This is a genomic window from Azonexus hydrophilus, assembly GCF_001956855.1.
GTDB lineage: Bacteria > Pseudomonadota > Gammaproteobacteria > Burkholderiales > Rhodocyclaceae > Azonexus > Azonexus hydrophilus_A.
Genome location: NZ_MTHD01000001.1, coordinates 618,424 through 644,888, shown reverse-complemented (window position 1 = coordinate 644,888; position 26,465 = coordinate 618,424). Strand labels below are relative to the sequence as shown.

The 26,465-nt window shown below is 60.7% G+C and carries 24 protein-coding genes; 9 read left to right on the top strand and 15 right to left on the bottom strand.

Features of this window, described 5'->3' with window-relative positions; genetic code table 11:
* Positions 1 to 43: 43 nt before the first annotated feature.
* Positions 44 to 2,281, bottom strand: coding sequence for a glucosylglycerol-phosphate synthase (ggpS, locus tag BJN45_RS03110; RefSeq protein ID WP_076091935.1), 2,238 nt, complete (start codon positions 2,279 to 2,281; stop codon positions 44 to 46).
* 257 nt (positions 2,282 to 2,538) lie between these two features.
* Between ggpS and BJN45_RS03105 the strand changes: the two genes are divergently transcribed.
* Positions 2,539 to 3,399: a mechanosensitive ion channel family protein gene (locus tag BJN45_RS03105; protein WP_076091933.1), complete on the top strand. Its 861-nt coding sequence runs from the start codon at positions 2,539 to 2,541 to the stop codon at positions 3,397 to 3,399.
* Here BJN45_RS03105 and BJN45_RS03100 read toward each other — a convergent pair whose 3' ends face one another.
* From BJN45_RS03100 to folE2, 9 genes are read right to left on the bottom strand one after another with little or no spacing between them, the layout of a single operon-like run.
* Entirely contained in the window at positions 3,400 to 3,822 is a 423-nt protein-coding gene (locus BJN45_RS03100) for a nuclear transport factor 2 family protein (RefSeq protein WP_076091931.1), read from the bottom strand.
* A gap of 1 nt (position 3,823) precedes the next feature.
* On the bottom strand, positions 3,824 to 4,585 hold the full coding sequence (locus BJN45_RS03095) for an SDR family NAD(P)-dependent oxidoreductase (protein ID WP_076091929.1): 762 nt from the start codon (positions 4,583 to 4,585) through the stop codon (positions 3,824 to 3,826).
* Between the two features lie 7 nt (positions 4,586 to 4,592).
* Positions 4,593 to 5,114 carry a DUF3833 domain-containing protein gene (locus tag BJN45_RS03090; protein WP_076091927.1) on the bottom strand — a complete coding sequence of 174 codons (522 nt, stop codon included), beginning with the start codon at positions 5,112 to 5,114 and terminating at the stop codon, positions 4,593 to 4,595.
* Positions 5,111 to 6,334: an MFS transporter gene (locus BJN45_RS03085; RefSeq protein WP_076091925.1), complete on the bottom strand. Its 1,224-nt coding sequence runs from the start codon at positions 6,332 to 6,334 to the stop codon at positions 5,111 to 5,113. Before BJN45_RS03085 ends, BJN45_RS03090 begins: the two co-directional genes overlap by 4 nt.
* A gap of 18 nt (positions 6,335 to 6,352) precedes the next feature.
* Positions 6,353 to 6,856 (bottom strand): chalcone isomerase family protein, encoded by a 504-nt coding sequence (locus BJN45_RS03080; protein ID WP_076091923.1) that lies wholly within the window; start codon positions 6,854 to 6,856, stop codon positions 6,353 to 6,355.
* Positions 6,843 to 8,033, bottom strand: a complete 1,191-nt coding sequence (locus tag BJN45_RS03075; RefSeq protein WP_076091921.1) for an SAM-dependent methyltransferase — start codon at positions 8,031 to 8,033, stop codon at positions 6,843 to 6,845. The genes BJN45_RS03080 and BJN45_RS03075 overlap by 14 nt, the downstream gene beginning before the upstream one ends.
* On the bottom strand, positions 8,030 to 8,791 hold the full coding sequence (locus BJN45_RS03070; RefSeq protein ID WP_076091919.1) for a DUF1365 domain-containing protein: 762 nt from the start codon (positions 8,789 to 8,791) through the stop codon (positions 8,030 to 8,032). The genes BJN45_RS03075 and BJN45_RS03070 overlap by 4 nt, the downstream gene beginning before the upstream one ends.
* A 4-nt stretch (positions 8,792 to 8,795) precedes the next feature.
* Positions 8,796 to 10,109 carry an NAD(P)/FAD-dependent oxidoreductase gene (locus tag BJN45_RS03065; protein ID WP_076091917.1) on the bottom strand — a complete coding sequence of 438 codons (1,314 nt, stop codon included), beginning with the start codon at positions 10,107 to 10,109 and terminating at the stop codon, positions 8,796 to 8,798.
* Positions 10,110 to 10,118: 9 nt separating this feature from the next.
* Positions 10,119 to 10,919: a GTP cyclohydrolase FolE2 gene (folE2, locus tag BJN45_RS03060; RefSeq protein ID WP_076091915.1), complete on the bottom strand. Its 801-nt coding sequence runs from the start codon at positions 10,917 to 10,919 to the stop codon at positions 10,119 to 10,121.
* Positions 10,920 to 11,071: 152 nt separating this feature from the next.
* On the opposite strand from folE2, the gene BJN45_RS03055 reads away from it, so the two are divergent.
* The 3 genes from BJN45_RS03055 to rfaE2 all read left to right on the top strand — a co-directional run bounded on the left by BJN45_RS03055 (position 11,072) and on the right by rfaE2 (position 15,292).
* A complete protein-coding gene (locus BJN45_RS03055; RefSeq protein ID WP_076091913.1) occupies positions 11,072 to 11,980 on the top strand; it encodes a MerR family transcriptional regulator in 909 nt (302 codons plus the stop codon).
* Between the two features lie 185 nt (positions 11,981 to 12,165).
* The gene (locus BJN45_RS03050) at positions 12,166 to 14,763 is read left to right on the top strand and encodes a chemotaxis protein CheW (RefSeq protein WP_076091911.1); all 2,598 of its coding nucleotides are present in this window, start codon (positions 12,166 to 12,168) and stop codon (positions 14,761 to 14,763) included.
* 40 nt (positions 14,764 to 14,803) lie between these two features.
* On the top strand, positions 14,804 to 15,292 hold the full coding sequence (rfaE2, locus tag BJN45_RS03045; RefSeq protein WP_076091909.1) for a D-glycero-beta-D-manno-heptose 1-phosphate adenylyltransferase: 489 nt from the start codon (positions 14,804 to 14,806) through the stop codon (positions 15,290 to 15,292).
* A 6-nt stretch (positions 15,293 to 15,298) separates the two neighbouring features.
* On the opposite strand, the gene BJN45_RS03040 is transcribed toward rfaE2, so the two are convergent.
* A complete protein-coding gene (locus BJN45_RS03040; protein ID WP_083650823.1) occupies positions 15,299 to 16,423 on the bottom strand; it encodes an ABC transporter substrate-binding protein in 1,125 nt (374 codons plus the stop codon).
* A 167-nt stretch (positions 16,424 to 16,590) separates the two neighbouring features.
* On the bottom strand, positions 16,591 to 17,439 hold the full coding sequence (locus tag BJN45_RS03035; protein ID WP_076091907.1) for an HDOD domain-containing protein: 849 nt from the start codon (positions 17,437 to 17,439) through the stop codon (positions 16,591 to 16,593).
* A 377-nt stretch (positions 17,440 to 17,816) separates the two neighbouring features.
* Between BJN45_RS03035 and BJN45_RS03030 the strand changes: the two genes are divergently transcribed.
* The gene (locus BJN45_RS03030) at positions 17,817 to 18,686 is read left to right on the top strand and encodes a tetratricopeptide repeat protein (protein ID WP_170873014.1); all 870 of its coding nucleotides are present in this window, start codon (positions 17,817 to 17,819) and stop codon (positions 18,684 to 18,686) included.
* A 26-nt stretch (positions 18,687 to 18,712) separates the two neighbouring features.
* Here BJN45_RS03030 and BJN45_RS03025 read toward each other — a convergent pair whose 3' ends face one another.
* Positions 18,713 to 19,309, bottom strand: coding sequence for a YkgJ family cysteine cluster protein (locus BJN45_RS03025; RefSeq protein ID WP_076091903.1), 597 nt, complete (start codon positions 19,307 to 19,309; stop codon positions 18,713 to 18,715).
* Positions 19,310 to 19,411: 102 nt separating this feature from the next.
* Between BJN45_RS03025 and BJN45_RS18230 the strand changes: the two genes are divergently transcribed.
* From BJN45_RS18230 to BJN45_RS03010, 3 genes are all read left to right on the top strand, one after another.
* Positions 19,412 to 19,651 carry a helix-turn-helix domain-containing protein gene (locus tag BJN45_RS18230; RefSeq protein ID WP_076091901.1) on the top strand — a complete coding sequence of 80 codons (240 nt, stop codon included), beginning with the start codon at positions 19,412 to 19,414 and terminating at the stop codon, positions 19,649 to 19,651.
* A 218-nt stretch (positions 19,652 to 19,869) separates the two neighbouring features.
* Complete coding sequence (dcm, locus tag BJN45_RS03015; protein ID WP_076091899.1) at positions 19,870 to 21,120, top strand: DNA (cytosine-5-)-methyltransferase; 1,251 nt, start codon at positions 19,870 to 19,872, stop codon at positions 21,118 to 21,120.
* Positions 21,120 to 21,569 carry a very short patch repair endonuclease gene (locus tag BJN45_RS03010; protein WP_076091897.1) on the top strand — a complete coding sequence of 150 codons (450 nt, stop codon included), beginning with the start codon at positions 21,120 to 21,122 and terminating at the stop codon, positions 21,567 to 21,569. The genes dcm and BJN45_RS03010 overlap by 1 nt, the downstream gene beginning before the upstream one ends.
* Here the strand turns inward: BJN45_RS03010 and BJN45_RS03005 are convergent.
* Entirely contained in the window at positions 21,559 to 22,656 is a 1,098-nt protein-coding gene (locus BJN45_RS03005) for a hypothetical protein (protein WP_076091895.1), read from the bottom strand. The two genes, BJN45_RS03010 and BJN45_RS03005, sit on opposite strands and share 11 nt — an antisense overlap.
* 231 nt (positions 22,657 to 22,887) lie before the next feature.
* Here BJN45_RS03005 and BJN45_RS03000 point away from each other — a divergent pair, with 231 nt between their 5' ends.
* Complete coding sequence (locus BJN45_RS03000; RefSeq protein WP_076092524.1) at positions 22,888 to 24,096, top strand: type II restriction endonuclease; 1,209 nt, start codon at positions 22,888 to 22,890, stop codon at positions 24,094 to 24,096.
* A gap of 231 nt (positions 24,097 to 24,327) precedes the next feature.
* Here the strand turns inward: BJN45_RS03000 and BJN45_RS02990 are convergent, their stop codons facing one another.
* Positions 24,328 to 26,262 (bottom strand): AAA family ATPase, encoded by a 1,935-nt coding sequence (locus BJN45_RS02990; RefSeq protein WP_076091891.1) that lies wholly within the window; start codon positions 26,260 to 26,262, stop codon positions 24,328 to 24,330.
* Positions 26,263 to 26,465 lie beyond the last annotated feature (203 nt).

Genomic DNA, 26,465 nt, shown 5'->3' with positions numbered 1-26,465 from the left:
GCTGCATTCTAGTCGCAGCAGATGACAGCCCGCGGACCGAACCTCAGGATGAAGCCCCCACTGCGGCTACAGCATCGAGAAACTCCCGCCCCCAGCACTCGATATCGTTGTGACAGACGATTTCGTTCAGGCCGCGCAGGCGCGAATCGCGTTCGACCGGGTCCATCTCGATGGCCTGGCGCAGGCGCTCGCGCAGGTCGGCCGGATCGTGCGGATTGGTCAGCAGCGCGCCGTGCAGTTCGGCAGCCGCGCCGGCAAATTCCGACAGCACCAGCACGCCGCGCCCGTCGGTCTGGCCCTGCGTCGCCACGTATTCCTTGCACACCAGATTGAGCCCGTCGCGCAGCGGCGTGATCCACATCACGTCGGCTTCCGCGTACCAGGCGACCACTTCCTCGAAGGGCAGCGGCCGGAAAAAGAAACGGATCGGCGACCAGCCGACTTCAGCGTACTGGCCGTTGACCCGGCCGACAGCCTGTTCGATCTGCACCTGTAGTTCGTCGTAGATGGTCATTTCCTTGGCCGCCGGGACGCAGACGACGACCAGCGATACCTTGCCGCGCATCTGCGGATAGCGTTCGAGCAGATCACCGAAAGCACGGATCTTTTCCAGCGTGCCCTTGGTGTAGTCGAGCCGTTCGACCGACAGCACCAGACGCTTGCCGGCGAACTCGTTACGGATCGCCGCCCGCCGCCCCGGCGTTTTTGCATGCTGCAGCGACTGCCGGATGCGGCCGAGATCGAGCCCGACCGGATGCGCGCCGAGACCGATCTGCCGGCCATGCACCTCGATCCGCGTGGTCATCGTCTCCAGGCCGACAGCACAACCGTAAGTCAGGTAGCGCGGCGCGCAGGCCCGGCGTTCGAGTATCTGCAGCGAGGCGACGCCGGCGGCGACATCGACGAAATTCTCCGCCTGACGGGGAATATGGAAACCGATGTAGTCGCATTGCAGCAGACTGCCGACAATTTCGCGGCGCCAGGGCAGGACGTTGAAGGCGTCGGCCGACGGGAAATAGGTGTGGTGGAAGAAGGCGATCTTCAGGTCCGGGCGCAACTCGCGCAGCGCCGCCGGTACCATCCACAGGTTGTAGTCGTGCAGCCAGACGGTCGCCCCTTCGGCAGCCTCGGCGGCGGTTCTTTCGGCAAACTTGCGGTTGACCGCAACAAATACCGCCCAGTCTTCCTCGCGGAACACCGCCCGCTCCCAGAAGGTATGCAGCGTCGGCCAGAAGGCTTCCTTGGAAAAACGCTTGTAGAAGACGTCGACCTCCTCCTTGGACAAGGCGACGCGGGCGGCGAGCAGGCCGGGATAGGCCTTGGCATCGACCGTGGTGTGCACTTCGAAAGGCGGGTCGAGCGCCTCGTCGTGGATGCTCCAGGCAACCCAGGAACCGCGCTGACCGGCGGCAAAAAACGAAAGCAGCGTCGGGATGATGCCGTTCGGCGATTTCGGCCGCCGTTGCACGATGCGCCCGTTGATCCGGTGTTCCTCGTAGGGCAGGCGATGATAGACCATCACCAGTTCGGCCCGGCCGCGCTCGGCGCTGACCGTTGCCGCGTCGAGATAGCCCGGCCGCAACAGGGAATAATGGACGATCGCCTGCAGGATGCCACCGCAACCGGGATCGCTCGCGTGGAATGCATTGGGCAGCGCCTGTGTCGCCGCCAGCAGCGCCGGCTCGGATTCGCCGACACAGACGCCCTGAAAACCGGCTTCGTACATCGCCAGGTCGTTCAACGTGTCGCCTGCCACCAGCACCTGCGCGTGCGGCACGCCCAGATGTTCGACCAGCGCCTTCAGCGTGCTGCCCTTGTTCACCCCGGCCGGCAGCAGATCGAGATAACGGCTGGCCGAGTACATGACCTCGCAATCGAGCGCGCGAGCCACCTCGATCAACTCGGGCGTCACTGCATCCTGGTGGCAGAAGTAGGAACAGCGTCGCTGCTGCGGAACTTCCTGGCGCTCCAGCTCGGGAAATTGCGCCATCGCATCGGCAACCGTGCGCTCGCCCGGCCAGCGCAAATCGATTCCGGCCTGCAGGGGCTGCACCGGCTGCAACGAGCCGCCCTCGACAACCGTCCCGCCAACATCGCAAATGATGTAGTCGGGCGTCGGCACCATCGGGTCGGACAGCAGCGGCATCACCGCCTCCAGCCCGCGCCCGGTGACGAACACCAGCTGGATGTCCTGGCTGCCGGAAATCAGTTGATAGAGGGCCTGGCGCTGCTCTGCCGAACCACCGAGAAAAGTCCCGTCGAGATCTGTTGCCAATAACATCGTGTCACTCCCGGACGCCCCCCGGAGCGGCGAAACCACAGGACATCAAATAACCAAAACCGCCGTGCCGGATCAGCACAACACGAACAAATTACATTGAAAAACAATGTTAAATTTTCGCCGCGTCAAGCATTGTAACAATCCAATATGTTGATTTCAAATATGATTTATAAAAACACGAGTTTTTAACAAGCAAATTCGATTTAAAACCAAATAAATCGGCCGCATCTGAAGCCGATGGCACCCGAGAGAAAATCATGTTCCCAGCCGACCCGGAATCCCTGCAGATGCTGGCCAGCCAGTTCGCCACACCGCTGCGCATCGTCGTCATCATCAGCCTCGCACTTTTCCTGCAGCACCTGATCCAGCGCATCACCCCGCGCTTCCGCGAATTGATCGCCAGCCGCCAGGAAAGCCTGGAAGGCGCCCAGCGGGTGCGCACGCTGTCGCGCGTGCTGCGTTACGCGCTGACCGTCGTGCTGTCGGTGGTCACCGTGCTGCTGATCCTCGGTGAAGTCGGCATTTCAGTGGCGCCGCTGCTCGGAGCCGCCGGTGTTGCCGGCATCGCCGTCGGCTTTGGCGCGCAGAGCCTGGTCAAGGATTACTTCACCGGCTTCTTCCTGCTGCTGGAAAACCAGATCCGCCTCGGCGACGTCATCGAGGCCGGCGGCAAGACCGGTGCCGTCGAGGAACTGACCTTGCGTTACCTGCGCCTGCGCGACTACGCCGGCAATGTCCATTACGTGCCCAACGGCCAGATCACCGTGGTCACCAACATGAGCCTGGGCCACGCCTGCGCCGTCATCGACCTGGGCGTGGCCTATGGCGCGGATGTCGATGAAGTGGTGGCGGTGATGCAAGAGGTTGGCGACGAACTGCGCCGTGACGAAAACTTCGGCCCGAAAATCCTCGACGCGCTGGAAATTGCCGGCGTCGACCAGTGGGCGGCATCGTCGGTGGTCATCCGCGGCCGCTTCCGCGTCGCCCCCGGCGAACAGTGGGGCGTGCGCCGCGAATACCTGCGCCGGGCCAAAACCGCGTTCGAGCGTCGGGGCATCGAGATTCCGTTCCCGCACGTCAAGATCGTCACCGCCGAAGCCGCGCTGACGGCGCCCTGATCAGGCCGCCAGCAGCCGCCGCAAGCCGCGCCACAAGCCGCCCAGCACCGGCAGCTTCATGTACAGCTCCTCGCCGGTGTCCCAGTAATCGCGGTGCTGACAGACCTTGCCGGCGGCATCGAACCTCAGGTGCGAGACGCCGCGCATGACCTGGGTTTCGCCCCGCCCCCACAGACTGACCCGATAGCAGAACTCCCAGACCAGCACCGCGCCGCCATCGTCGGCAACCGTTTCGGTGACGACGAAACGCGGCTCGCCAACCTGCGTGAACATGTGGCGAAAGATGCGCTCGATGGCCGGCAGGCCGCGCACATCGTTGAACGGGTCCTTGAACCAGGCGTCGGCACTATAGAACTCGGCGAAGCGGGCGACCGATTCTGGCGTCAGCGTCTGGTAAAAATCGATCAGGGCAGCATGTTTCATGTCAGCCTCCGGTAAAGCGCCGGACGAGCGGGAAATACCAGCTGTCGGGCAGCAGGGAAAGGAACTTCAGCACGCGGGTGAAGCGTTTCGGGTAATGAATCTCGAAGCGGCCGCTGGCCAGGCCATCAAGCGTGGCCGACGCCGCCGCTTCTGCGGTCATCAGCGCCGGCATGGCAAAATCGTTGCGGGCGGTCAGCCGGGTGGCGACGAAGCCGGGATTGATCACCCAGACGCCGATGCCGCGCGGCGCCAGATCGAGGTGCAGGCATTCGGCAAAATGGATCAGCGCCGCCTTGCCCGGCCCGTAGGCCAGCGCCTTCGGCAGACCGCGATAACCGGCGACGCTGGCAACGAAGGCGATGCCGCCGCCGGCACGCAAGGCGGGCAGCACGACACCGGTCATTTTTGCCGCGCCAAGGAAGTTGACCGCAAAAAGCCGCTCGGCCACCGCGATGGAAAAATCGTCAGCGCTCATCGGCACATAGTCGCCGGCCAGGTAGATGACCAGGTCGGGCCCGCCCCAGTGACCGACCTGGGCGGCCAGTGCCTCGCCCAGGCTGGTGCTGTCGGTGGCATCGCACGGCAGCAGCAGCGCCCCGGGCAAGCCCAGTTCCGCCAGCTTGTCGGCACTGCGCGCCGAAAGGACAAGACGGGCGCCGCGAGCGGCCAGCGCCTGCGCCAGCGCCGCCCCGATGCCCGCCGAGGCTCCGACCAGCCAGACGCGCCGGCCCTGCCAGTCGGTGATTTTCGGATTCAGCGCCATCGCCGTCTCAGCGCTTGACGAAGGTCAGCGTGACCTCGCCGAGATTGACACCCCATTTCGACATGTAGGAGCGGTTGAGCATGACCTTGTCGTCCATCAGGAACATCCAGTCGTCGAAATCGACGTTGTATACCTTGCCATCCACCGGCAACGCCAGCACATAGCGCCAGCGCAAGGCGTTGCCGGCAACTTCGCCGATCGCCTCGCCGATCACATCGTCGGCAGTGCCGAGATAACGCCCGTCGGGCTGACGCACCAGCGTCCACACGCGCCGCGAAGTCGTTCCGTCGGACCAGGTGAAATGCTCGTCGAGAACGCCGGTGCCGTCCTGCCAACGGGCGTCGATGCGGACGTGAAAGCGCTTCTTCACCTCGCCCGAGCGCCCCTGAAAAATGCCCCAGGCGTCGAGTTGACCGGAAAGATACTGTTCCAGTTTCAACACCGGCTGTTCCGCCCGGTATTGTTCGACACCCGGCGCGGCACACGCCCCCAGACCCAGCGACAACGCAGCGACAGCCAGCAGTTTCATGATTCGATCTCCAGTGAATGCCGCCAGCGCCACAGCAGCGCGGCGGCGATGGCCTTGAAGGCCAGCGGTAACAGGGCGTAGGCGAAGACCAGCGCCGGCAGGCCGGCACCGCTGCCCGGCACGTAGCCGAACAGGCCGATCAGCGGCAAGGCCAGCCCGGCCGCCAGCGCCAGATTCAGTTTGGCGACAAGATTCCAGACGCCGAAACAGGCACCGACCTGTCCGCGTCGCTCGCCCAGATCGGCGGCGATTGCCGCCGGCAGCGCCAGGTCGGCGCCGAGCGCCAGCCCGGAGGCGACGCAGATCAGCGCGAACGCCACCAGTTGATCCGGCCCGAGCAGACCGGCGCCGGCGAAGGCCAGCATCGCCAACCCCATCGCCGCCAGCCAGGCCAGCGGCCGCCCCAGGCGTGTCGCCAGCTTCAGCCACAGCGGCAGGGACGCCGCCCCGGCGAGGAAATAGATCGCCAGCAAGGCGCCGCTGGCCGCTTCGCGCTGCAGCACATCGGCAACAAAGAACAGGAACAGCGTCGCCGGCAAGGCCGAAGCGATGCCGTTGCACATGAACACCAGTAGCAGGCGGCGAAACGCCGGATCACCCAGCACCCCGCGCATGGCCGGGCGCAAGGCCAGCACCTCGACCACTTGCGGTCGACCGGCCCCAACCCGCGAAAATGCGACAACGGCGGCAAGCAGCACGATTGGCGGCAGCAGCCAGGAAAGACGGGCAATGCCGTCCTGCAGGTTGCCGGCAAGCACCGTCGGCAACGCGGCGGCGAGGACCACGCCGAGCAGGCCGAAGCCTTCGCGGGACGCAGTCAGCCGGGTACGCAAGGCAGAATCGCCGCCGACATCGGCGCCCCAGGCCTGATACGCCACGGTCGCTGCGGAGAAGCCGAGGTAGGTCAGCAGCAAGGACGCGAGCAACCACGGTGCCGCCGGGCCGGCCGGCGGATTGAGCAGCATGACGAAACCCAGCACGAAGGGCAGCAGCGCCACTGCCAGCATCGGCCGGCGCGGCACGCGGTCGGCCAGCCAGCCCAGCCACGGATCGATGCCGGCATCGGCCAGCCGGGCGCCGAGCAGGATGAACCCGAGCAGCGCCAGATCCATGCCGGTGACCAGCGCATAGTAGTTCGGCACATGCACGTAGATCGGCAGCGCGGCAAATGCCAGCGGCAGGCCAAGCAGGCCGTAAGCGAAGGTTGGCGTCGGTTTCATGGCGGGGCGCCCGGCGCCTCAGACCGCCTCGAGCAAGGCTGCGCGCAGGCCGGGCGCGCTGCTGCGCGGATCGAGCCAGATGGCGAAGAAGGCCCGGGCGAATTCGGCATCGCGGATGCTGCCGATCAGCCGGTCGCCCTGATAGAAATACGCACCGTCCGGACGCCACACGCCGAGCAGGTGATCGCCATCGCGCACATCCGGGAAGATCCGCGCCATCTGATCGCCCCAGGCGTCGAGCCGGGCGGCATCGGCAACGAAGCGGGTCATTTCCCGGACGCTGGCCTCGGCGATGTCGCGTCCGCTGATGCTGCGCCGGTAATCGAGGCGCAGCGCCAGCGGCGGCCCCGGCTGCTTTGTCGATTCATCGCCGGACCACAACGTGGCTTCGTAAACCAGGAAGCCAAAGCGGCGGAAACTGCCGGAACCGCGGCGGCGCAGTCCGTATAACGGCGGCGCGCTGCCGGCACGGGCCAGCAACGGCCAGCCGAGCAGCGCCAGCAGCAGGCTACGCCGGTGCATGCGCCAGCTCGAACTGGACGACATCGATATTGCCGGCCAGGAAACCGGCCTCGCAATAACAGAGATAGAGACGCCACAAGCGACGGAAGCTATCGTCGAAGCCCTGCCCGGCGATCTGCGGCCAGTTGCGCTCGAAGGCGGCGCGCCATTCGGCCAGCGTGCGCGCGTAATCGTGACCGAAGGCGAATTCGTCGGTGACGGCCAGCCCGGCTTTTTGCGCCGCCACCCGGAAAGCCTGGCGCGACGGCAGCATGCCGCCCGGGAAAATGTACTGCTGGATGAAATCGGTACCCTTGCGGTAATCGGCGAACAGGTCGTCGGCGATGGTGATGCTCTGGATCACCGCTTTGCCGCCCGGGCGCAGGGCTTTCGCCACGCTGGCGAAATAGGTCGGCCACCAGCGCTCGCCGACGGCCTCGAACATCTCGATCGACACCACATGGTCGAAGCTTTCGTTCAGGTCGCGGTAGTCCTGCAGGCGCAAATCGGCCGCCGGCGCACTGTTTTGCGCCCACGCCAGCTGTGCCGGCGACAACGTCAGGCCGGTCAGCGCCAGGCCGTCGGCAGCAGCCATCCGGGCGAAGCCACCCCAGCCGCAGCCGATTTCCAGCACCTGCTGGCCGGGCGCCGCCTGCAGGCGGTCGAGGATGCGCCGGTACTTGGCCTGCTGCGCTGTCTCCAGGCTGTCATCTTCACCGCTCCGGTACAGCGCCGACGAATAGCTCATCGAGCGATCCAGCCACAGGCGATAGAAATCGTTGCCCAGATCGTAGTGGGCCATGATGTTGCGCTTGCTGCCGGCACGACTGTTGCGGTTCAGCCAGTGGCGGATGCGGGCAGCGACCAGGTTGGCCCAGGAGCCATACACCGCCTGCTTCAGCGCCGGACGATTGCGCGCCAGCAGGAGCAGCAGCGCCGTCACGTCCGGCGCATCCCACTGGCCGTCGAGGTAGGCTTCAGCCAGCCCGATGTCGCCACGCGCCAGCACCCGGCCGAACATCGCCTCGTCGTGCACCTGCAGCGTGACGCCGTGCTCGCCGTTGCCGAACAGGGCGCAGTCGCCATCGGGCAGACGGATTTCCAGCAGGCCATCGTGCAAGCCTTCGAGCATGCCGAAGACGGTTCGGGTGTCGCGGGCCAGCGTCGTGCCACCGCGCAGGGTCATTGCCTGGGTCATTTTGTCGTCTCCTGTAGAACCTGCGGCGGGCGGGCGCCGATGAAGGGCACGCCCTTCATCCAGAGCCGCAGGGCCTGCCAGTGAATGCGGGCGATCACGCCCAGCGTGAGTAAAGGCATGCGCAGGAAGGCGCGCAGCAGGTTTCCTGCGGTCCACGCCTGCGCCTTTCCGGAAATGGAAGTGAGCAACAACTCACCCTGTGCATCGTCGTAGTCGATGCGCGCCAAGTGCACGGCGTGAGCCTGGCGGAAACGGAAGCGATACGCGCCGTCGACGGTGCAGAACGGTGACACGTGAAAAGCCTTGCCGGCGTGGATCTCGCCCCCTTCCGGCAGGGCCCGGCCGCCATCGTGCAGCAGGTAGCTGTGATGGCCACCAAAGGTGTTGTTGACCTCGGCCAGCACGGCGATCAGCGCGCCCGCCCGGTCATGGCAGAACCAGAAGCTGACCGGATTGAAGACGTAGCCAAGCACGCGCGGGAAGGTCTGCAGCATGATCTCGCCGTCGTCGGGCAGGCCATGCTCGCGCAGGATGCCGGTGATCCACGGCAACAGCGGGCTGCCGTCGCGCGGACCGTGGTCGGCCGTGCGAAAACTCAGCAGATTTTTGCGGTCGACCGCAAAAATGCCGCAATTTCCGGCCGCTAGGTCGCGCACCGGCAATTGCACGTAGAACACCGGATAGACGAAGGCATTCACCGCCGGCCGCAGGCGCCGGTGCATGACATGGCCGAGGAAGAGTTGCGGGCGGGCGCTCATTTGCTCACGCCGTTTCCGTTTCGCGCAGCAGTTCGGCCACGCCCTGCCACGGCGCCTGGACACCGAGTCCGTTGGCGACCCGCAGCGCCGATTTCAGGCCGTCCTCGTGGAAACCGTAGCTGCCCCAGGCGCCGGCCAGCCAGATGCCGTTCTCGCCCTGGACATCGGCCAGACGCTGCTGGGCGGCAATCGCTGCGGCGTCGAACACCGGGTGGGCGTAATCGAATTCGGCGAGCACGGTGGCCGGATCAGGTTCGCGGGCCGGATTCAGCGTGACGACGACCGGCGTCGTAAAAGGCAGCGGCTGCAACTTGTTGATCAGGTAGGAGACGCCGACCGGCTGCTCGCCGGGGTCGCCTTCGCCGGCAAAGTAGTTCCACGCCGACCACAGCTTCTGCTGGCGCGGCAGCAGCGCCGGATCGGTGTGCAGCACGGCGCGGTTGGGCTGGTAGCGGATCGCCGCCAGCACTTCGCGCTGCGCATCGCTGGCGGCATGGCCGAGGATGGCCAGCGACTGATCGCTGTGACAGGCCATCACGACCTGGTCGAAATATTCGCTGCCCTGCGCATGCGTGACGCGCAGGCCACTGCCTTCATGGGTGACGGCAGTCACCGGACAGGCCAGACGGATGTCGTCGAGTTGCCCGGCCAGCTTGCGCACGTACTCGCGCCCGCCGCCCTTGACGGTGCGCCATGCCGGCCGGTCGAAGACCTGCAGCAGGCCGTGGTTCTGGCAGAAGCGGATGAAGGTGGCGAGCGGCATGTCGCGCATCTGGCCGGTCGGACACGACCAGATGGCGGCCGCCATCGGCAGCAGGTACCAGTCGGCAAAAGCCGTGGAGTAAGCGCCCGCTTCAAGAAAATCGCGCAGCGAACGGTCCTGCTCCGGATTCGTCAGCAACCATTCGCTGCTCTCGCGGTTGAAGCGCAGGATGTCGGACAGCATCTTCCAGAACGTCGGCCGCAACAGGTTGCGCTTCTGGCCGAAGACGGTGGCCAGATTGCTGCCAGCCCATTCGAGGTCCGGATCCTGCAGGCTGACGGCGAAGGACATTTCGGTTTCGACCGATTCGACGCCGAGCAGCGCAAACATCGCGATCAGGTTGGGATAGGTCTTTTCGTTGAAGACCAGGAAACCGGTATCGACCGGATGCGTTTTTCCCTCCAGCGTGACGTCGACCGTATTCGTGTGGCCACCGAGGTAAGCCCCGGCCTCGAACAGCGTCACGTCATGGCGACGGCTCAGCAGCCAGGCACTGGCCAACCCGGAAATACCGGCACCGACGACGGCGATGCGCTTGCGCTCCATCCTGTCCATGATCCGGCCTCAGGCGTTGCTGCCGTAGAGTTCGGCGTAGGCGGAATGGTTGTGGATCGACTCGAAATTTTCCGAAGCCACCTTCCAGTGCTTGATCCGCGTTTCCTTCATCAGGCGCAGGGCGATATCGCGCACCAGATCCTCGACGAATTTCGGATTGTCGTAAGCGCGCTCGGTCACCCACTTTTCGTCCGGCCGCTTGAGCAGGCCGAAGACCTCACAGGAAGCCTCTTCCTCGGCGATGCGCACCAGTTCTTCGATGCTCATCAACGAGCGCAGCGTGGCTTCGAGCGTGATGTGCGAACGCTGGTTGTGCGCACCGTAATCGGAAATCTTCTTCGAGCACGGACACAGGCTGGTCACCGGTGCGGTCACGCGCATGGTCAGCGTCGGATAGCGCCCTTCCTGCTTGTCGATGATCAGCACTGCATCGTAGTCAAGCAGGCTTTCGACACCGGACACCGGCGCGGCCTTGCGGATGAAGTAGGGAAATGCCATTTCGATGCGGCCGCTGAAAGCGTCGAGACGCAGCAGCATTTCCTCAAGCATGCGGAACAGGCCGTCCTGGCTCAGCACACCGCGCCGGGCTTCGAGCAGTTCAACAAAGCGCGACATGTGCGTGCCCTTGACGTCGGCCGGCAAGCCGACGCTCATTGCCAGCGTGGCCACGGTGGAGATCGTTTCGCCATCGGCCGCCTGCAACTGCATCGGGTAGCGCAACCCCTTGACGCCGACGTTGTGGATCGCCAGCAGGCGATGATCTGCGGTCGACTGGACATCGGGCAGGAAAATCTTTTCAGGGGCGTTCATGTTTTTCTCCGTCAGGTCAGGGTGAGGGGTGATGCATAACCAAGGCTAGACAACTAGCTTATTTGTCCTGGACAAACAAAGCACTTGTTCGTAAGATAGCGACCAACGATCCACTTGTCAACGCTTTGTCTAGCTTTTGTTCAGGACAAATAATGAATACTGCCAATTTCAACATTGCTGCCGTCGAACGCGATACCGGCCTGTCCAAGGACGTACTGCGGGTCTGGGAACGCCGCTACGGCTTCCCCCTGCCGGAACGCGATGCCTGCGGCGAACGGGTCTACAGCGCCGACCAGGTCGATCGCCTGCGCCTGATCAAACGCCTGATGGATCAGGGACATCGCCCCGGCAAGCTGATTGCGGCACCGCTCGAGGAACTCAATGCGCTGGCGCCGAGACGGAACCGGCTCGCGGAAGTTCTGCCGCCGGCGAACGACGCCAGCGAACTGGAGGAACTGCTCGACCTGATTCGCCAGCACGACGCCGGCGGCTACACCCAGGCCATGCAGCAACGTATCGCCCGCCAGGGCCTGCAGCGTTTTGTCCAGGACACGGTCGCACCGATCACCTGGCGCGTCGGCCAGGCCTGGGAAAGCGGCAACATTGAAGTCTTCGAGGAACACCTGTTCACCGAACTGACCAAACGCGTGCTGCGCCAGAGCATCGCCGCACTCCCCGGCGGCAAGCGCCGGCCGCGCATCATCCTGACCAGCGTTCCCGAAGAGCAGCATGTGCTCGGCCTGCTGATGGTCGAAGCCCTGTTTGCCCTCGAAGGTGCCGAATGCATCCCACTCGGCACGCAGATGCCGCTGCTCGAAATCGCCCGTGCCGCCGCTGCTCACCAGGCCGACATCGTCGCGCTGTCGTTTTCCGTCGCCTTCCCGGCCCGTCCGATTCCTGGTCTGCTGCAACAGTTGCGCGGGCTGTTGCCGGCCAGCATGGCGCTATGGGCCGGCGGCGCCGGCGTCCAGCGCACCCCGGCGATGGCCGGTGTCGAACTGCTGCACACGCTGGACGACGCCGTGAGCACGCTGGCCGACTGGCATCGCCAGCACCCGTAAGCTGCCGCTGCACGCGTCGCCGGCTTGTCGGTTTTGATACGTCAAGAAACCGACAAGCCACGCAGGCATTTCGCGAAAACCCGCTGCCAGCATGGTTTCGTCATTTCGGCGCATTTATTGCTTCCATAGCCCGTTCAACAAAAACGGCGCAGACCGCTCGAAAATCGAGAAACCGGAGGCAAACAATGACGATCTACAAGGGCATCGAAATCGATGAAACGCTGAACGGCATCATCCGCCACATGCAAGGCGTCGAGGATTACCGTGAAGTGCTTGGCAAACTGCAGGTCACCTGGGACACCCTCGGCCTGCTCGGCCAGTTGACCGGTGCCGCGACCGAAATGGCCGGTACCCGCGAAGCCTTCCAGCAACTGACCGGCGACCTGCTCAACCACCTCGGCCGGGAAACCCGGCACAAGGCCGTCGCCGACCTGCGGGCCAAGGCCCAGACCAGTATCGACATACTCGTGCGCAACCTGTTCGAGCGCACCGCCGACATCGGTTTCCTCTCCGCCGACGACGACATCCGCGAATTCCTGCTCGCCAGCGACGCCCCGGCAGACGCCCTGCAGGCGCGTTTTCGCGAATATGTCGACAAATACACGGTCTATTCGGACATCGTCCTGTTTGCCGCCGACGGCAGCATCCGCGCCCGCCTCACCGAACATCCGGCGAGCGCCAGCAGGCACCCGCTGATCGACGAAGCCTGTTCGACCTCGGCCTGCTACGTCGAGTACTTTGGCCCGGCGGATTTCCTGCCCCCCGGCAAACACCTGCTCTACGCCTACCGTGTTGAAAATGCCGAAGGTCGCTGTCTTGGTGTGCTGGCATTGGTCTTCCGCCTGGAAGACGAAATGCAGGGCATCTTCGCCAACCTGCTCAATGACGGTGACTTCACGCTGCTGGCAACACTGGATGCGAGCGGGCTGGTCGTCGCCAGCGCTTCCGTCATCCAGTTACCGGTCGGCACCCGGCTGGACCGGCAACTGCTGACGGCCGGCGGCGAGGTCATCCGGCTCGCCGGCCGCGAATACCTGGCCTTTACCTGCGCCGCCCATGCCTACCAGGGCTACCCCGGTCCGGGCTGGCTCGGGCTGGCACTGGCGCCGCTGGAATTCGCCTTCGAACGCAACGAAACCCGCCTGTTGCAGCATATCAACCGCCAGGCACTGGATGCCGTAACCCATCACCCGACGCTGTTTTCGGACGAACTGCGGATGATTCCGGAGCAAGCCGAAGGCATCCAGGAAGACCTCAATCGCTCGGTATGGAACGGCTCGGTTCGCCAGGTCGAAGCCAGCAGCCAGGGCAATGCGGCGTTTGCCAAGACCCTACTGTGGGAGATTTCCAATACCGGGCGCAAAACCCAGGCGATTTTCGAGCAGTCGATCGGCAATCTGCACGAAACCGTCGTTGCCGCCTTGCTGGAAAATGGCATCTCGCGGGCAGCCTTTGCCATCGACGTCATGGACCGCAACCTGTATGAACGTGCCAACGACTGCCGCTGGTGGGCGCTCAATGCCACCTTTCGGCGCGTCCTGGCGCACGCCCCGGTATCCCCGGAAGATGCCGTACGCTGTGGCGAGATACTGCGTTACATCAACGGCCTGTACACCGTTTACAGCAACCTGATCCTGTTCAACGCCCAGGGCCAGGTGATCGCCGTCTCCAATCCGGACAGCGACGGCTTGCGCGGCACCCGCCTGAGCGAAGAGTGGGTCGGCCGCTGCCTGGCCATCGGCTCATCGCAGGGCTATGTATTTTCGCAATTCGTGCCGAGCCCGCTGTATGACAACCAGCCGACCTATATCTACAGTGCCGCCGTACGTGCTCCGGACGGCAGCAAGGTCGTCGGTGGCATCGGCATCGTCTTTGACGGCCAACCGCAATTTTCGGCCATGCTGCACGACGCGCTGCCGCGCGATGCTGCCGGCGACCCGGCTGACGGCGCCTTTGCACTGTTCGTGCACCGCGACGGCAAGGTCCTGGCCAGCACCGATGTGCGCTATCCGGCAAACAGCACCTTTCCCCTCGGTGAAATGCAGCGCAAGCTCGGCCGGGGCGGCCGCAATTCCGACATCGTTGCGCTGGACGGCAGCTACTACGCACTGGGTACCGCCCAATCCGCCGGCTACCGGGAGTACAAGACCAGCGATGGCCAGGTCGACGACATTCTGTCGCTATCGGCCTTCCCGCTGGGCAGCATCGCCGGCGTCGGGGAAGACGGACAGAAGAAGGCCAAAGCCTCCGTCCAGGGGCGAGCCCGTCGGGTCGGCACCGGCAACGACGTGCTGGAAATCGCGACCTTCTACATCGGCCGGCAATGGCTGGGCATTCCCGCAGGCGATGTCATCGAAGCCATCGATACCGACGACCTGACACCGGTCTTCGGCGGCAAGAGCGACCTGATCGCCGGCGTCAAGATGTACCGCGGCAACCTGATTTCTGTGCTTCACCTTGAACGCATCCTGACGCCGGGCGCCGCGATGCCGGAACGGGCACGGCAGATCGTCGTCGTCCGTACGCATGGCAAGACCTGCCTGGGACTGCTGGTCGATGAACTGGGCGAAATTCCCGAAGTGGCCCGCGAGGAAATCCAGCCGGTCAGCCACATGGCGGCGGCTGGCGACGCCCTGACCATCGGCGTCGTCGAAGGCATGCGCCGGGCCGGCGACCGGCACAGCATGCTCTCCATCCTGGGTGTCGACCGGCTGTGCAAGCGCATCGGCTGCCGCTGCCCGGCCGAGGAGAGCACGCCGCGACTGGTCTTGCCGATGCATTGAGCGCGCTACAATGCCGGCCGTACACCACGACCGACCGACCATGAACTACCTCGCCCCCGCATTCGAAGCCAAAATCTGCCCGCCCGACCAGTTGACCGCAAGAACCGCCGCACTGGCGCGGCCGCTGGTCTTCACCAACGGCTGTTTCGACATCCTGCACCGCGGCCACGTGACCTATCTGGCGCAGGCAGCCGCACTCGGCACGAGCCTGGTGGTGGCGCTGAACAGCGACGCCTCGGTGAAGCGTCTGGGCAAAGGCGACGATCGCCCGGTCAATGCGCTGGCCGACCGCCTGGCAGTCATGGCGGCACTGGAGTGCGTGGCACTGGTGACCTGGTTCGACGAGGACACACCCTTGCAGCGCATCCTCGACTGCCGCCCGGAAGTGCTGGTCAAGGGCGGCGACTGGCCGGTGGACAAGATCGTCGGCTGCGCCGAAGTGCGCGGCTGGGGCGGGACGGTGCACTCGATCCCGTTCATCCACCACAAATCAACGACGGCACTGCTGGAAAAGATCCGCCGGCTGTAGTCCGGCCTACTGGACGATCTGGCCGCCGCGACCAAGCATCGCGAAATCGACGTAGGTCGAACCGGTGCGATCGGCCGCCGAGAAATCGAGGCTGTAGCCGCCCAGGTCGAGCTTGCGGATGGCAGCCACCGCCTTGCCGGCTTCGGGACCACTGGCAGCACCCTTGCGCAACGCGGTGACCAGCGCCTTGGCGGCTATGAAGCCCTCCATCGAACGGGCGCCGAGGTCGGGATGCCTGCCCTGCGCCTTCAGCTTTGCGTACTCGCGAACCAGCGGCAACACCGCCTTGCTCTCCGGCGGAACGACCACCGAGAAGGCAAAACCACGGGCAACGTCTGGCCCCAGCTTGTCGAGCAAGACCTGTGAATCGATGATCGAGAGACCGTAGATCGTTGCAAAACCGCCGCGCTCCCGGTACTGGCGAACGAACTCAACCGCCGCCAGCGTCGTCGCGCCGAGGAAGATCGACGCCGGGTTGGCCTTCAGCATTGCCTCGACGGCAGCCTCGACCTTGGTCGAATTACGCTCGTAACCAGCACGGGCAACCAGCTCGATGCCCCACTTGCCGGCCTCGGCATCGGCACCGGCGAGCACGTCGTCGCCCAGCGCATCCTTCTGGAAAACCAGGCCGACGCGCTTCTGTCCGATCTGGCCGAGTTGCTGGAAGAGACGCCCGATCTCGGCACGGTAGCCGGCCTTGACGATGAAGATCGACGGCTTGCCGGTCACCGAACTGGCGCCGGAGACGGCGCCGACCAGCGGGGTGCCGCTGCGCGCCAGGCTGCCGTCGCGAACCAGTGCTTCGACGTTGTTGGTACCGACGCTGCCGACAAAGGCCACCGGCGCCTCGCGCTCCAGGCTTTCGCGGACGAGACGGACGGTGGTTTCCGGATTCTGGCCGTCGTCGCGGCTGACGAAACGGATCGGTGTGCCGTTGACGCCGCCGCTGGCGTTGATGTGATCGAAGTAGAGCCGGGCACCGGCGCCGATGGCGCGGCCGGTGACGCCTTGCGGCCCGCTCAGCGGCGCGACCTGGACGACCAGCAGATCCCGGGCGGCAAGAACCTGCTGACCGGAGAACAGGAAAAACAGCGCGGCAATGCTGCGCACGGTGCGGGAAAAAGCAGCCATGGGATTTTCGTGAATTGTGGTTTTCCCGCTTTTCAGGCGGTCGACCGCAAAAAACGGCCGGATGGATAAATGACAGGTCAATTATCCATGCCAGCCGTCATCAGCCAATTACGGAAATCACCTATGGAATCCGCCGTTGCGCGGCGCGAAGCCGCCAGCGCCCCCCGTCAGCCGCCGAGCGCCGTCTTCAGCGAAGCCACTTCCTCTTCCGATTCGTCGACGATCCCGGCCAGGGTTTCAGCATCGAACAGGCTGTCGAGCATCGAGGTATCGACAGCGCCATCGAATTCCGGATCACGCCAGCTGGCCGTCCGGTTGGCAATCTTGTTGGCCACGTAGAGGACGTCCGACAGCGTCTTGATTTCCTTGATCTCGCGGTCGGTCTCATGCTCCTGCACGGCAAGCAGCACCGATTCCGGCGAACCCAGTGCCGACAGCAGCGCATGGCCGATATTGTCGTGCCAGCCGACCAGCAGCGCATGCAGTTCAGCCTTGTCGGCAACCAGCTCGGGGAACCCCGCGGCGCGCGACATCAGGTAGAACACGCCGATATCGTGCACCAGCCCTGTGAACATCGCCTCGTCACCGTTGATCCGGGCGATCTTGCGGGCCAGGACGCGGGCCAGCGCGGCAACGTGCGCCGTGTGCTCCCACAGGCGTCTGGAAATACCCTCGAACGGCTGCATCTGCTTCGACTTGAGCAACTGCTCCATGGCCACGGCAAAGGACACCGTCCGCACCGCCTCCATGCCGACGCGGATGATGCCATTCTTGACATCGGCGATCTCGCGACCGGACGGATTGAGCGCCACCGAATTGGCCATGCGGATGATCTTGGTACTCATCAGCGGCTCGGCGCCGACCAGCTTGGCCAGCTGGTCGACGTTGAGATTCGGATCCTTCAGTGCCGTCCGCACCTGGAAGGTGATGTCGAGAAAGGTCGGAAAGGTGATCTCGTCGCCGGACAAATCCTTGGCGATATCCTCGAGAACCTTGAAGGTGACGGCATTGCTCATGCTTGCTTACCTCGCGGACTGATCAGAACGGTAATAAGAAGTTAATCTGCGTACGCATGAGTGAGTGGAAGACAGGAAACACAAATACTTGTTTATTTTCAACGCAATACACAATACACACCACTCACTTAGACTTCGTTTTCTTACCAATGCCATCTTAAAAGTAAAAATAGCAACCTAACACATGCTTTTCAGGCTTCTATTTTTACCTTTTTCCAGCTCTTTGCATACCTCAGCAGAGCCTTATCGCTCAAAGGGGCGACCGCAACAGGATCGATGCCTAAGACTAAATGCCAAAAGCAGCCGGGCCAGAGAGCTTCATATTTGACACTGGGATACCATATAGAAAATTGAAAGCGAAAGCAGGGGAGCAGGTTATGGCAGAGCGATACGATTTTTTTGGTCATGTGGAAAATGCCATTGCCACAGGCGAAAAGGGGCGGCTTGAAGGCTGCTACGCAGCAGCAATATCTCTCAAAGCCAAGGACCCAGACCTATCCAATAAAATTTTGTTCCGGCTACTTGAAGGTGGCTATCAGGATGTAAATCGTGAGCTTTTTGAGCGGTATTTGAACGGCGACTCTTTACCAGTCGACCATGCAAAAGCGCTCTCTCATTTGGTCGCATGGGCGGAAAGCGGCTCTGCCCCCGGAATGTTCTTGCTGGGTGAGGCTTATGAGCACTGCGGGGAATCCCGAAGAGACGGGGTGAAGCTGGTGGAACACGACATCGAAGAAGCAAAGAAGTGGTATCGACGATCCGCTGAACTTGATTACAGTTTGTCAGCCAAGAAATTGGCAGATTTGCTTCTTGATGGACGGCGAGCACGAGATTGCACCCAGAAAGAACTGGAAGACATCGAAAAGTATTACATCAAAGCAGGCGAATACTTCACGCTTGGCAATATCTATTGCTCAGACAAGCACTCCCCCGATTGCACGCCCGAAGAACTACTAAAAGCAAAGCAATGGTATGCAGTGGGGCGGAAAACCGGGATGGGGTCTTTCCAGTGCCAAGAGTGTACTGAGATTTTGCGAAAGTGGGATGAACCTGAGTACGTGCCGCCGAGAGACAATTCCATCACAGCTACTGAAGTCATTGTTGCGCCTATTGCATTGTGGCTATGGGGTGCCATCGGAACTGCCTTGCTTGGCGTAGTAATGGCTATCAACGCCGTGACCATCCCATTGCTGATTGGCGGAGCTATTGTTTATGGCCTGTATAAGTTGTTCAAGTCCTCGCGCTGACGCAGCCAAAACGATAAGCACTCGTATTACAGAGGAAAAAACTCTTGGAGATACCCCCACGGCTCTGCTGGATTCCGCCTCACTGTGAGCTCCATATAGGGGAGCTCAAGGAAGTCTGGGTTATACATACCAACCCCAGTTTTTTGTTGAAGCGGCACCGATGTATCGCACTCTGAGGAATTGGAGTTAAGTGAATGATGAACCCTACAGATCATCGGTCGGACCTCATATACAGAGCACTGACCTTGGTCCAAAAATGGGCATGGACTTCCGTAAAATTTGAGCCCTTTATCAAGCACCTCCTTATGCGGTCGATACGGCACTACCGAGATTTTTCTCCCTGAGGCAGCGGCCAATCTCTGAGCTTCGTGCTGAAAAATTGGCGTAGACATATGGCAACACTGATCACATCCACGACGACATGCAGCATATGGTGCCACGGCCTCAACAAATTGGTCGGCAACACCGATGAGTTTTGCACTTTTCGCTTTATAACTACTGTTCTCATTGGCAATGAGAGCAATTTGACGCTCCAGTAAGTCGGCACGCATCCAAGGTTTTTCATCTATCAAAGCAGCTACTTTCGCCTCCAGTGCCGCCCTGCCATCAACATCATGAGCCATCAAGTGCTTTCAAAGTAAGCAACGGAAAATATCCTATTTTGGGATTATCCCGTTACCGGATTATTTCTTCAAGCCGTCACCACTATTCAGGCGCCGGTTGCAATGAAGAGCATCTATTCCGAAACATACCGAACCTTGATTGGACAACTCATTTGCGCTCGGAAAAAAAGGGGCATCACCCAAGCCGCACTAGCTGGGAAACTTGGGAAACCGCAATCTTTCGTAGCAAAAATTGAAACTTGTGAACGACGACTGGATGTCGTGGAATTTCTGGTCTTATCTCGCCTAATTGGGGAAGATCCGTGTCAAATAATCTCTGCACTTGACCTTACAGGGTGCTAGCCAATGCATGCAAAACGTTTCGATTCCCTTTAGAAGCCCCGCTGTGGCTGGAAGATAGGCTTGGGTTTCGTGAGGTTCCTGATACCGGATATATGGTCCAGAACCCCGAGACGAAACTCCCATCCGTCGAAGAACTTTCTCCCTGAAATTGTTGCCAGCGGGAGTTGTAACGGGCAAAATGTCCGCTGTTTTTCCCAGCGACGATAACGGAGGATAAGATGGGTGACCCGATGGAAGCAGTTGCGCTGCTGGAAGAGGCTCTAAAACACAAGACGCAGAAAGAAGTTGCCGCCCTGCTGGACGTGGACGCCAAGACCGTCTCGCGCTGGAAATCGGGCAAGATACAGCCTTCCTCCGTCGTTGCCCTTGCCCTTCGTGAAATCGTCACGAAGGAACCGAAGAACGCGTCCGGATGCCATGACTTTACCTTTATCGACCTATTCGCAGGCATCGGCGGCATCAGAATGGGCTTCCAGCAGCACGGCGGAAAATGCGTATTCACCTCCGAATGGAATACTTGGTCCCAAAAGACCTATGCCGCGAACTTCGGTGACGACCATGAAATCAATGGCGACATCACGAAGATAGACGAGCACGAAGTCCCCGACCATGACGTGCTGCTCGCAGGATTTCCTTGCCAGCCGTTCTCGATCGCTGGCGTCTCCAAGAAGAATGCCCTCGGTCGTCCTCATGGCTTCGAATGCACCACTCAAGGCACCCTGTTCTTTGATGTGGCTCGAATCATCGCAGCAAAGCGTCCGAAGGCTTTCCTGCTCGAAAACGTGAAGAATCTTGTGTCCCATGACAAGGGCAACACCTTCCGCGTGATCATGGAGACACTCCGCAACGAGCTTGGATACAAGGTCGAAGCCCGGGTCATCGATGCCAAGCACTTCGTTCCCCAGCATCGCGAACGGATCATCATCGTAGGGTTCCGTGAAGACACGGGATTTTCCTTCGATGCACTGCGGATTCCGGAGGAAGGCCCGAAACTGGAAAGCATTCTGCACCCCGAGAACGGAACCGAGGTTGCCGATGGCGTGTTCACGATCGGGGAAAAGGCAAAGGTTCCCCCGAAGTACGTCCTGACGGACAAGCTCTGGGCGTACCTGCAGAACTACGCTGCCAAGCACAAGGCGGCAGGCAACGGTTTCGGGTTCGGTCTGGTCAACAAGAACATGATTTCCCGCACCCTGTCGGCTCGGTATTACAAGGATGGTTCGGAAATCCTCATCGACCGGGGCGCAGGCAAGAATCCGCGTCGTCTGACTCCACGGGAGTGTGCTCGCCTGATGGGCTTTCCGGAAGACTGGAAGATTCCCGTCTCCGACACCCAGGCTTATCGCCAATTTGGCAATGCGGTCGCAGTCCCCATCATTACGGAAGTCGCGCGAATCATGAAACCCCACATCATGGCTCTCGTCCAACAGGAAGAGGAAACCCCGCAGGCTCGACTCTTCGCAGCCTGATGGCAGATATTGTCTCCCCCGACATCAGGAGCAGAATGATGACGGGGATCAAGGGCAAGAACACGCGCCCCGAGATTGCCGTCAGGAAGGAAATGTTCAGACGGGGCTTCCGCTACCGTCTGCACGCGAAGGAGCTGCCGGGGAAGCCCGACATTGTGTTTCCCCGATTCCGTGCGGTTGTCTTTGTCCATGGCTGTTTCTGGCATGGGCACGACTGCCACCTTTTCAGGTTGCCTTCGACTCGCCCTGAGTTCTGGAAAACGAAAATAGACCGCAATAGACAGAACGACGCGAAGTCCATCGAAGCCCTGCTCTCTTCAGGATGGCGAGTTGCCGTCATCTGGGAATGCTCGACGAGGGGAAAGAAGGAATCCGGACTTTTGTCTGTCGCCGATGAGTTGCAATCCTGGCTCAAGGGAGTCGGAAAGACCCTTGATATCAGGGGTTAGCAAGCATACGCAGGGATGCAAGACCATCATCGGTAGCCCTTGCCGCCTTCGTGCCACGTATCTCCGAGACCATCCTCTCCGCAATTGAGGATGGTTCATCGGAAAACCGCCCGAACATCCCGAAATCGGCAACGGGAATCCGCTTGAACTTCAATTGCCCACCCGCAGCCCCTGTGATCGTAGTATCCGAACCGCTGACGCCCGATGCCTGTCCATCGAGCTTCTCGATGGTGACGGAATCCAGCACCTTCCCGATGACTGCGGTGTTCTTCCGGGCTTTGAGGTCCGTCAGCATATAAAGCGAGCCTACATCCTTGGACCATTTCGGCTTGACCATGATTGAGAAGATACATCCGATTCCGCACTCAGACAGAAGACGGAATATCGCGACCTCACCGTCGTTGAGTCCGAACTTCAGGACGGGGGACTGCTGATCGCGATATGGGAACTTGTGCTTGACCTCGAAAAGCCAGGGTTTCCCGTCGATGATGAATATCTTGTCGAGGTTCCAGACGAACCTGAACCAAGGCTGCACACCACAATTGATGAGTATCCGTGGCAGGAGCACATTCGAAGCCAGTTTTCCCCCATGATGTGAAAAGAGGAAGCCGTAGATGGCTTCGCGCTGCCTCTCTTCATCCCTGACCGCTTCCGATACCGCAAAAGGCTTGTAGGCGACAGCCGCAACAGGTTTGAGGAGGTCTTCGATGGACATCACGCTCCCCGAGCGTTTCCCGTCCCTGATTGCCGTTCCGAAGAATCCCTTGCCTTTCTCGTACTCCACGAGAAAAACACGGAAACGCTTTTCGAGAGCGGCGAGATAGCGCCCCAGTCCATCCTTCTTATCTCTTGCCCAAACGACCGCGATCTTCCTGTCGCTCCACTTCGTGGCTTGGGCAATTACGGTCTCGACATCAAGAGCAATCACATCGGGGACATGCTCAGGCAGGCTATCGAGTATCTGGTCGTAAAGGCATTCGACAATCATGCCTTCGACCAACTGATGCTTGTCCGCTGTCAGTATCCTTTCAGCAAGCTTCTTATCGGAAAGGTCGAGACCTTCCAGTTCCCCCCACGGTGTTTCCATGCTCAGATTTTCCCGCAGTCGCCCCGGGCGGAAACCAGCGCCGCAGCGATACCCCCGGGGAACGAGACCAAATCCCTCAGCAGGGGCTTGCCGTTGATGTTGGTGTTGGTGATTGCCCTATCGGCTATCGTCGGTCTTGGCATATCTGCTTTGTCTTGTCCTGTGGGCATGTCACAGCCCTTGTTGTACTATTTCATGAGGGTAACAGATCAGTACGGACTGCAAAAGAACATGAAAAGCGGCTATCTCTCCGAGTTCTTCTCCGGCGTAGCGTTGAAGACGCTGAGCGCGGTCGAAGCCGACCTCGTCAGATCGCATCAGCACGAATTCAACGGTGTCGATGGCTTGAAGAAGCTCTTCGGACAGGCGGTGGGAAAGCAGAAGTTTGATGCGAAGTTCATCTACCTGACGGACCATGACGACGAACCCGTTATTTCGGAGGGCTTCCTGACGTGGTACGACGCTAGGGAAGCCCATCCGACGCGCTCCGAGCATCGCCTATACTTCCCGACGACAGAAGTCTCCAATTGCGCCGCCGAAGGTGATTTGCTGCTCATCGGCAGGCGTCAGGACGGTTCCGTTCTCGTCGTCGTTGCCGAGGCGGAATCGACGGTCGCCAATCAGGTCAGGTGGCTTTTCGGATTCTCTGACCTCGTGCATCCGGGCTTCTCGGTGAAGGCGGAAACCGAATCCGACCAGGTCAAACTCGAATTCGCCTCACGGCTCATCCTTGATGAAATCGGGGTCGCACAGGAAGAGGAAGCGCCAAACTTCCTCGACATCATGCTCGACAGGTTCGGCAAGCGATTCCCTTCGACGAGAATCTTCTCGGACTTCGCCCGCAGCACCATCGATGACCTGGACCCGCGCGACGATCCGGATGCCGTGCTTCTTGCATGGATGGACAGGGAGGAAGTTCTTTTCCGCACCCTCGAACGCCACATCGTCGGAGACCGTCTGGTCGAGGGCTTCGCTCATGACGTGGATGGATTCCTCGCTTTCTCGCTTTCCGTCCAGAATCGCAGAAAGAGCCGCGTCGGGAGCGCGTTCGAGAACCATCTCGAAGAAGTCTTCCTCAAGCTCGGCGTCAGGTACGACCGCACCAAGGTTACGGAGAACAAATCCAAGCCCGACTTCATCTTCCCGAGCATCGATGAATACCGGAATCCGGCTTTCCCTCCTGAGCGGCTGACCATGCTCGGCGTCAAATCGACGTGCAAGGATCGTTGGCGTCAGGTTCTGGTGGAGGCAGACAGGGTAGAAGAGAAGCACCTCCTGACCATGGAACCCAGCATCTCCACGGCTCAGACCGACGAGATGAGGGACAAGAAGCTGTCGCTCGTCCTTCCCACGGCGCTACACTCTTCATACACTCCGGCGCAGCGTGGCTGGCTAATGAATCTGACCGAGTTCATCGGTCTCGTAAAAGGAAGGCAATGAACGGAATCAGGTCGTTTCTCGTCTCCCAAGGGGGAAAGCCCATCGCATGCGTCGAAGCATCGGACAAGGATGCTGCCTTGACCAGGGCCAAGGGACTTGGGAACGTATTGGATTTCTCGCCTTCCCTACCCCTGGAAGCGACTGAGATGGAGTCACGGAATGAAGACGTTCCGTCATTCCGTAATGATTACTTCGAGTTGCTGGGTTTTACGCGATAGCCCCTGATCCGGGCTACGGCTCGACAAGCCACCCCCTTATCGTTGTAATCCAGCCCGGAACCACATGTTCAGGCGTGAGTCCTGAAATGTATATTTCGGAGAAGATGAACTTGTTGTTCCCCGTATCGAAGAACTGCTCGATCGCCGTCCGCTCGCTATCCCTCAGGTCGAGTGCGAAGAAGGTAGGCTCCTCGGTCGCATCTTCATAATCGTTCAGGAATTCGAGACCCGGATTGTCGGGAAGGAACGTCCTCAGGGTGTCGTAGAAGAGCTTTCCGTTGAGGACATCCTCGATTTCGGTCTTCGGCGAAACCGGATTCGAAGTGATATTGACCAGCGAAACGGACCTTGTCGCCTTATCGGTCACCATCCGGCGACAAAGCAGGTTGTCGAAACTCCTGACTTCGTACTGGACCAGCTCGGCATCGGTGTCGGAGAGGAGATAGATTTTCCCCTTCACCTCCTCCTTGAATTCCTCGTAGGAAACCGAGAGATGCTGGTAGAGACGCTTCACTTCCTTCGCTCCGCCCACCGGAATGATACGGAGACGCTTTTCGTCAATCAGGTCCTTCAGATAGGCGGACAGGTACACCTTTTCGGAACTGCCCTCGCAGATGAGCCAGTTGTAGGGTTCACTGGCGATGGCGCTCGTTATGATGGACTGGACGAAGTCGTTGATGCTCTTGAGCCTGACGTCGTAGGGCAGCGTCCCCTTGGTTCCCCTGGCCAATTGCCTGACCTGCTCCCTGTGGTTGGCGAGATTGATTAGGTCGACGACATGTTCATCGCCTGTATTGGTGATGACCGCTGCGCTGCCGGATTCGATGGTCGGAAAGAACCCGTACCAGTGCGTAGCGAACAGCAACTGGCGGCAGGACCGACTGATTTCGTACAGAGCCGCGAACTGGTCGAAGCAAGCCGACATATGCAAAGAAGATTCGGGCTCATCAACGGCGAGGATGAGGTTTTCGCCGCTCGTGCGATGGTTCTTGATCAGGCTGTGGGCGACATCAATGATCGCCTTCTGCTTTTCTCCCGAACTCAGGGAGTTGATTTCAAGCCATGCGCCACCGGATTGCTGCTTGTGCAGCATGCGGATGTTAAAGAACGCTTGGACGATGAGGTTGTAAACATCCTGCTTTTTCAGGTTCTGCTGCCGGTCGGTCCGTGTCCGGTAGGAGTAGTCGACAAGTTCGGTCGAAAGATTGTCAAGGAAGCTGTTCAGGCTGGTGTTGATGTTTCGCACCACATCTCCGGAAACCAGATTCTCGATGATCTGGTTCAGGCTCTCCCCCATCAGCGACTGAATTTCCTTCGTTTCAAGCTTGGTGAAGGCATCCGAGTCGATTTCTTTGGGGATATAGATGTAGTCGGTCGATGACTTGATCTTATCGAGCAGCGGCGTGAATTCCCTCAGTTGAGACTCATCGAGGGCTGTTACCGACGCTTCCGTTTCCGCTCCGAGTCGAAGCTCCACCAATTTCCTGCAATTGAACAGGCTCAGTGCGACCACATGGTTCCGGTCGATTCCGAGAGGGAGGAGATAATACTCATCCATCGAGAAAGCCGCTGCCAGCATGGTCCGGTGCTGGATGAACTTGCGGATTTGGTTTTTGGGACTCCCTATAGGAACATCGGATTCGGCGATGCCCATCGCCAACGTATTCAGGGTATCCGCCAGTGCGGCAAGGTTTCCGGAAAAGTCTTCCCGACGCACGAGGAACACCGGAACCACATGCGGATTGGTCTCGGAGAATCCGCTCCGCTTGGTGACGATGTTCAGGTTCAGTTGCTTGTCGTTGAACAGGGCATCTAGGGCTTCGAGAATGGAACTCTTGCCTATCCCGTTGTTCCCGACAAGTCCGCAGAACCTGTCATCGCTGACGAGTGGGATGTAGTTGTAGCCGCGATAGGTCTTGATGTATCTGAGGAATATTCCGGCGATCATGTTCGGGAACCCTAAGCCTTGCCGAATTAAACACGTAATCATACATCATGAACAATGCCTTCCTCGACAAGTCGCCGCATGAGTTCTGCCTCGAAGCTCAGGTTACGGGCAGGCCCCGATTGAGGCGCCACATTGGCGAGCCAAACTGCTGGTTTAACTTGGCGACCAGTTGGACATGAACCGCATACATTTTGTCGGTAGCA

Bases quoted from the DNA above. Each gene is read 5' to 3' on its own strand.
- ggpS (WP_076091935.1), bottom strand. From the start codon at position 2,281: ATGTTATTGGCAACAGATCTCGACGGGACTTTTCTCGGTGGTTCGGCA.
- BJN45_RS03105 (WP_076091933.1), top strand. From the start codon at position 2,539: ATGTTCCCAGCCGACCCGGAATCCCTGCAGATGCTGGCCAGCCAGTTC.
- BJN45_RS03100 (WP_076091931.1), bottom strand. From the start codon at position 3,822: ATGAAACATGCTGCCCTGATCGATTTTTACCAGACGCTGACGCCAGAA.
- BJN45_RS03095 (WP_076091929.1), bottom strand. From the start codon at position 4,585: ATGGCGCTGAATCCGAAAATCACCGACTGGCAGGGCCGGCGCGTCTGG.
- BJN45_RS03090 (WP_076091927.1), bottom strand. From the start codon at position 5,114: ATGAAACTGCTGGCTGTCGCTGCGTTGTCGCTGGGTCTGGGGGCGTGT.
- BJN45_RS03085 (WP_076091925.1), bottom strand. From the start codon at position 6,334: ATGAAACCGACGCCAACCTTCGCTTACGGCCTGCTTGGCCTGCCGCTG.
- BJN45_RS03080 (WP_076091923.1), bottom strand. From the start codon at position 6,856: ATGCACCGGCGTAGCCTGCTGCTGGCGCTGCTCGGCTGGCCGTTGCTG.
- BJN45_RS03075 (WP_076091921.1), bottom strand. From the start codon at position 8,033: ATGACCCAGGCAATGACCCTGCGCGGTGGCACGACGCTGGCCCGCGAC.
- BJN45_RS03070 (WP_076091919.1), bottom strand. From the start codon at position 8,791: ATGAGCGCCCGCCCGCAACTCTTCCTCGGCCATGTCATGCACCGGCGC.
- BJN45_RS03065 (WP_076091917.1), bottom strand. From the start codon at position 10,109: ATGGACAGGATGGAGCGCAAGCGCATCGCCGTCGTCGGTGCCGGTATT.
- folE2 (WP_076091915.1), bottom strand. From the start codon at position 10,919: ATGAACGCCCCTGAAAAGATTTTCCTGCCCGATGTCCAGTCGACCGCA.
- BJN45_RS03055 (WP_076091913.1), top strand. From the start codon at position 11,072: ATGAATACTGCCAATTTCAACATTGCTGCCGTCGAACGCGATACCGGC.
- BJN45_RS03050 (WP_076091911.1), top strand. From the start codon at position 12,166: ATGACGATCTACAAGGGCATCGAAATCGATGAAACGCTGAACGGCATC.
- rfaE2 (WP_076091909.1), top strand. From the start codon at position 14,804: ATGAACTACCTCGCCCCCGCATTCGAAGCCAAAATCTGCCCGCCCGAC.
- BJN45_RS03040 (WP_083650823.1), bottom strand. From the start codon at position 16,423: ATGGCTGCTTTTTCCCGCACCGTGCGCAGCATTGCCGCGCTGTTTTTC.
- BJN45_RS03035 (WP_076091907.1), bottom strand. From the start codon at position 17,439: ATGAGCAATGCCGTCACCTTCAAGGTTCTCGAGGATATCGCCAAGGAT.
- BJN45_RS03030 (WP_170873014.1), top strand. From the start codon at position 17,817: ATGGCAGAGCGATACGATTTTTTTGGTCATGTGGAAAATGCCATTGCC.
- BJN45_RS03025 (WP_076091903.1), bottom strand. From the start codon at position 19,309: ATGGCTCATGATGTTGATGGCAGGGCGGCACTGGAGGCGAAAGTAGCT.
- BJN45_RS18230 (WP_076091901.1), top strand. From the start codon at position 19,412: ATGAAGAGCATCTATTCCGAAACATACCGAACCTTGATTGGACAACTC.
- dcm (WP_076091899.1), top strand. From the start codon at position 19,870: ATGGGTGACCCGATGGAAGCAGTTGCGCTGCTGGAAGAGGCTCTAAAA.
- BJN45_RS03010 (WP_076091897.1), top strand. From the start codon at position 21,120: ATGGCAGATATTGTCTCCCCCGACATCAGGAGCAGAATGATGACGGGG.
- BJN45_RS03005 (WP_076091895.1), bottom strand. From the start codon at position 22,656: ATGGAAACACCGTGGGGGGAACTGGAAGGTCTCGACCTTTCCGATAAG.
- BJN45_RS03000 (WP_076092524.1), top strand. From the start codon at position 22,888: ATGAAAAGCGGCTATCTCTCCGAGTTCTTCTCCGGCGTAGCGTTGAAG.
- BJN45_RS02990 (WP_076091891.1), bottom strand. From the start codon at position 26,262: ATGATCGCCGGAATATTCCTCAGATACATCAAGACCTATCGCGGCTAC.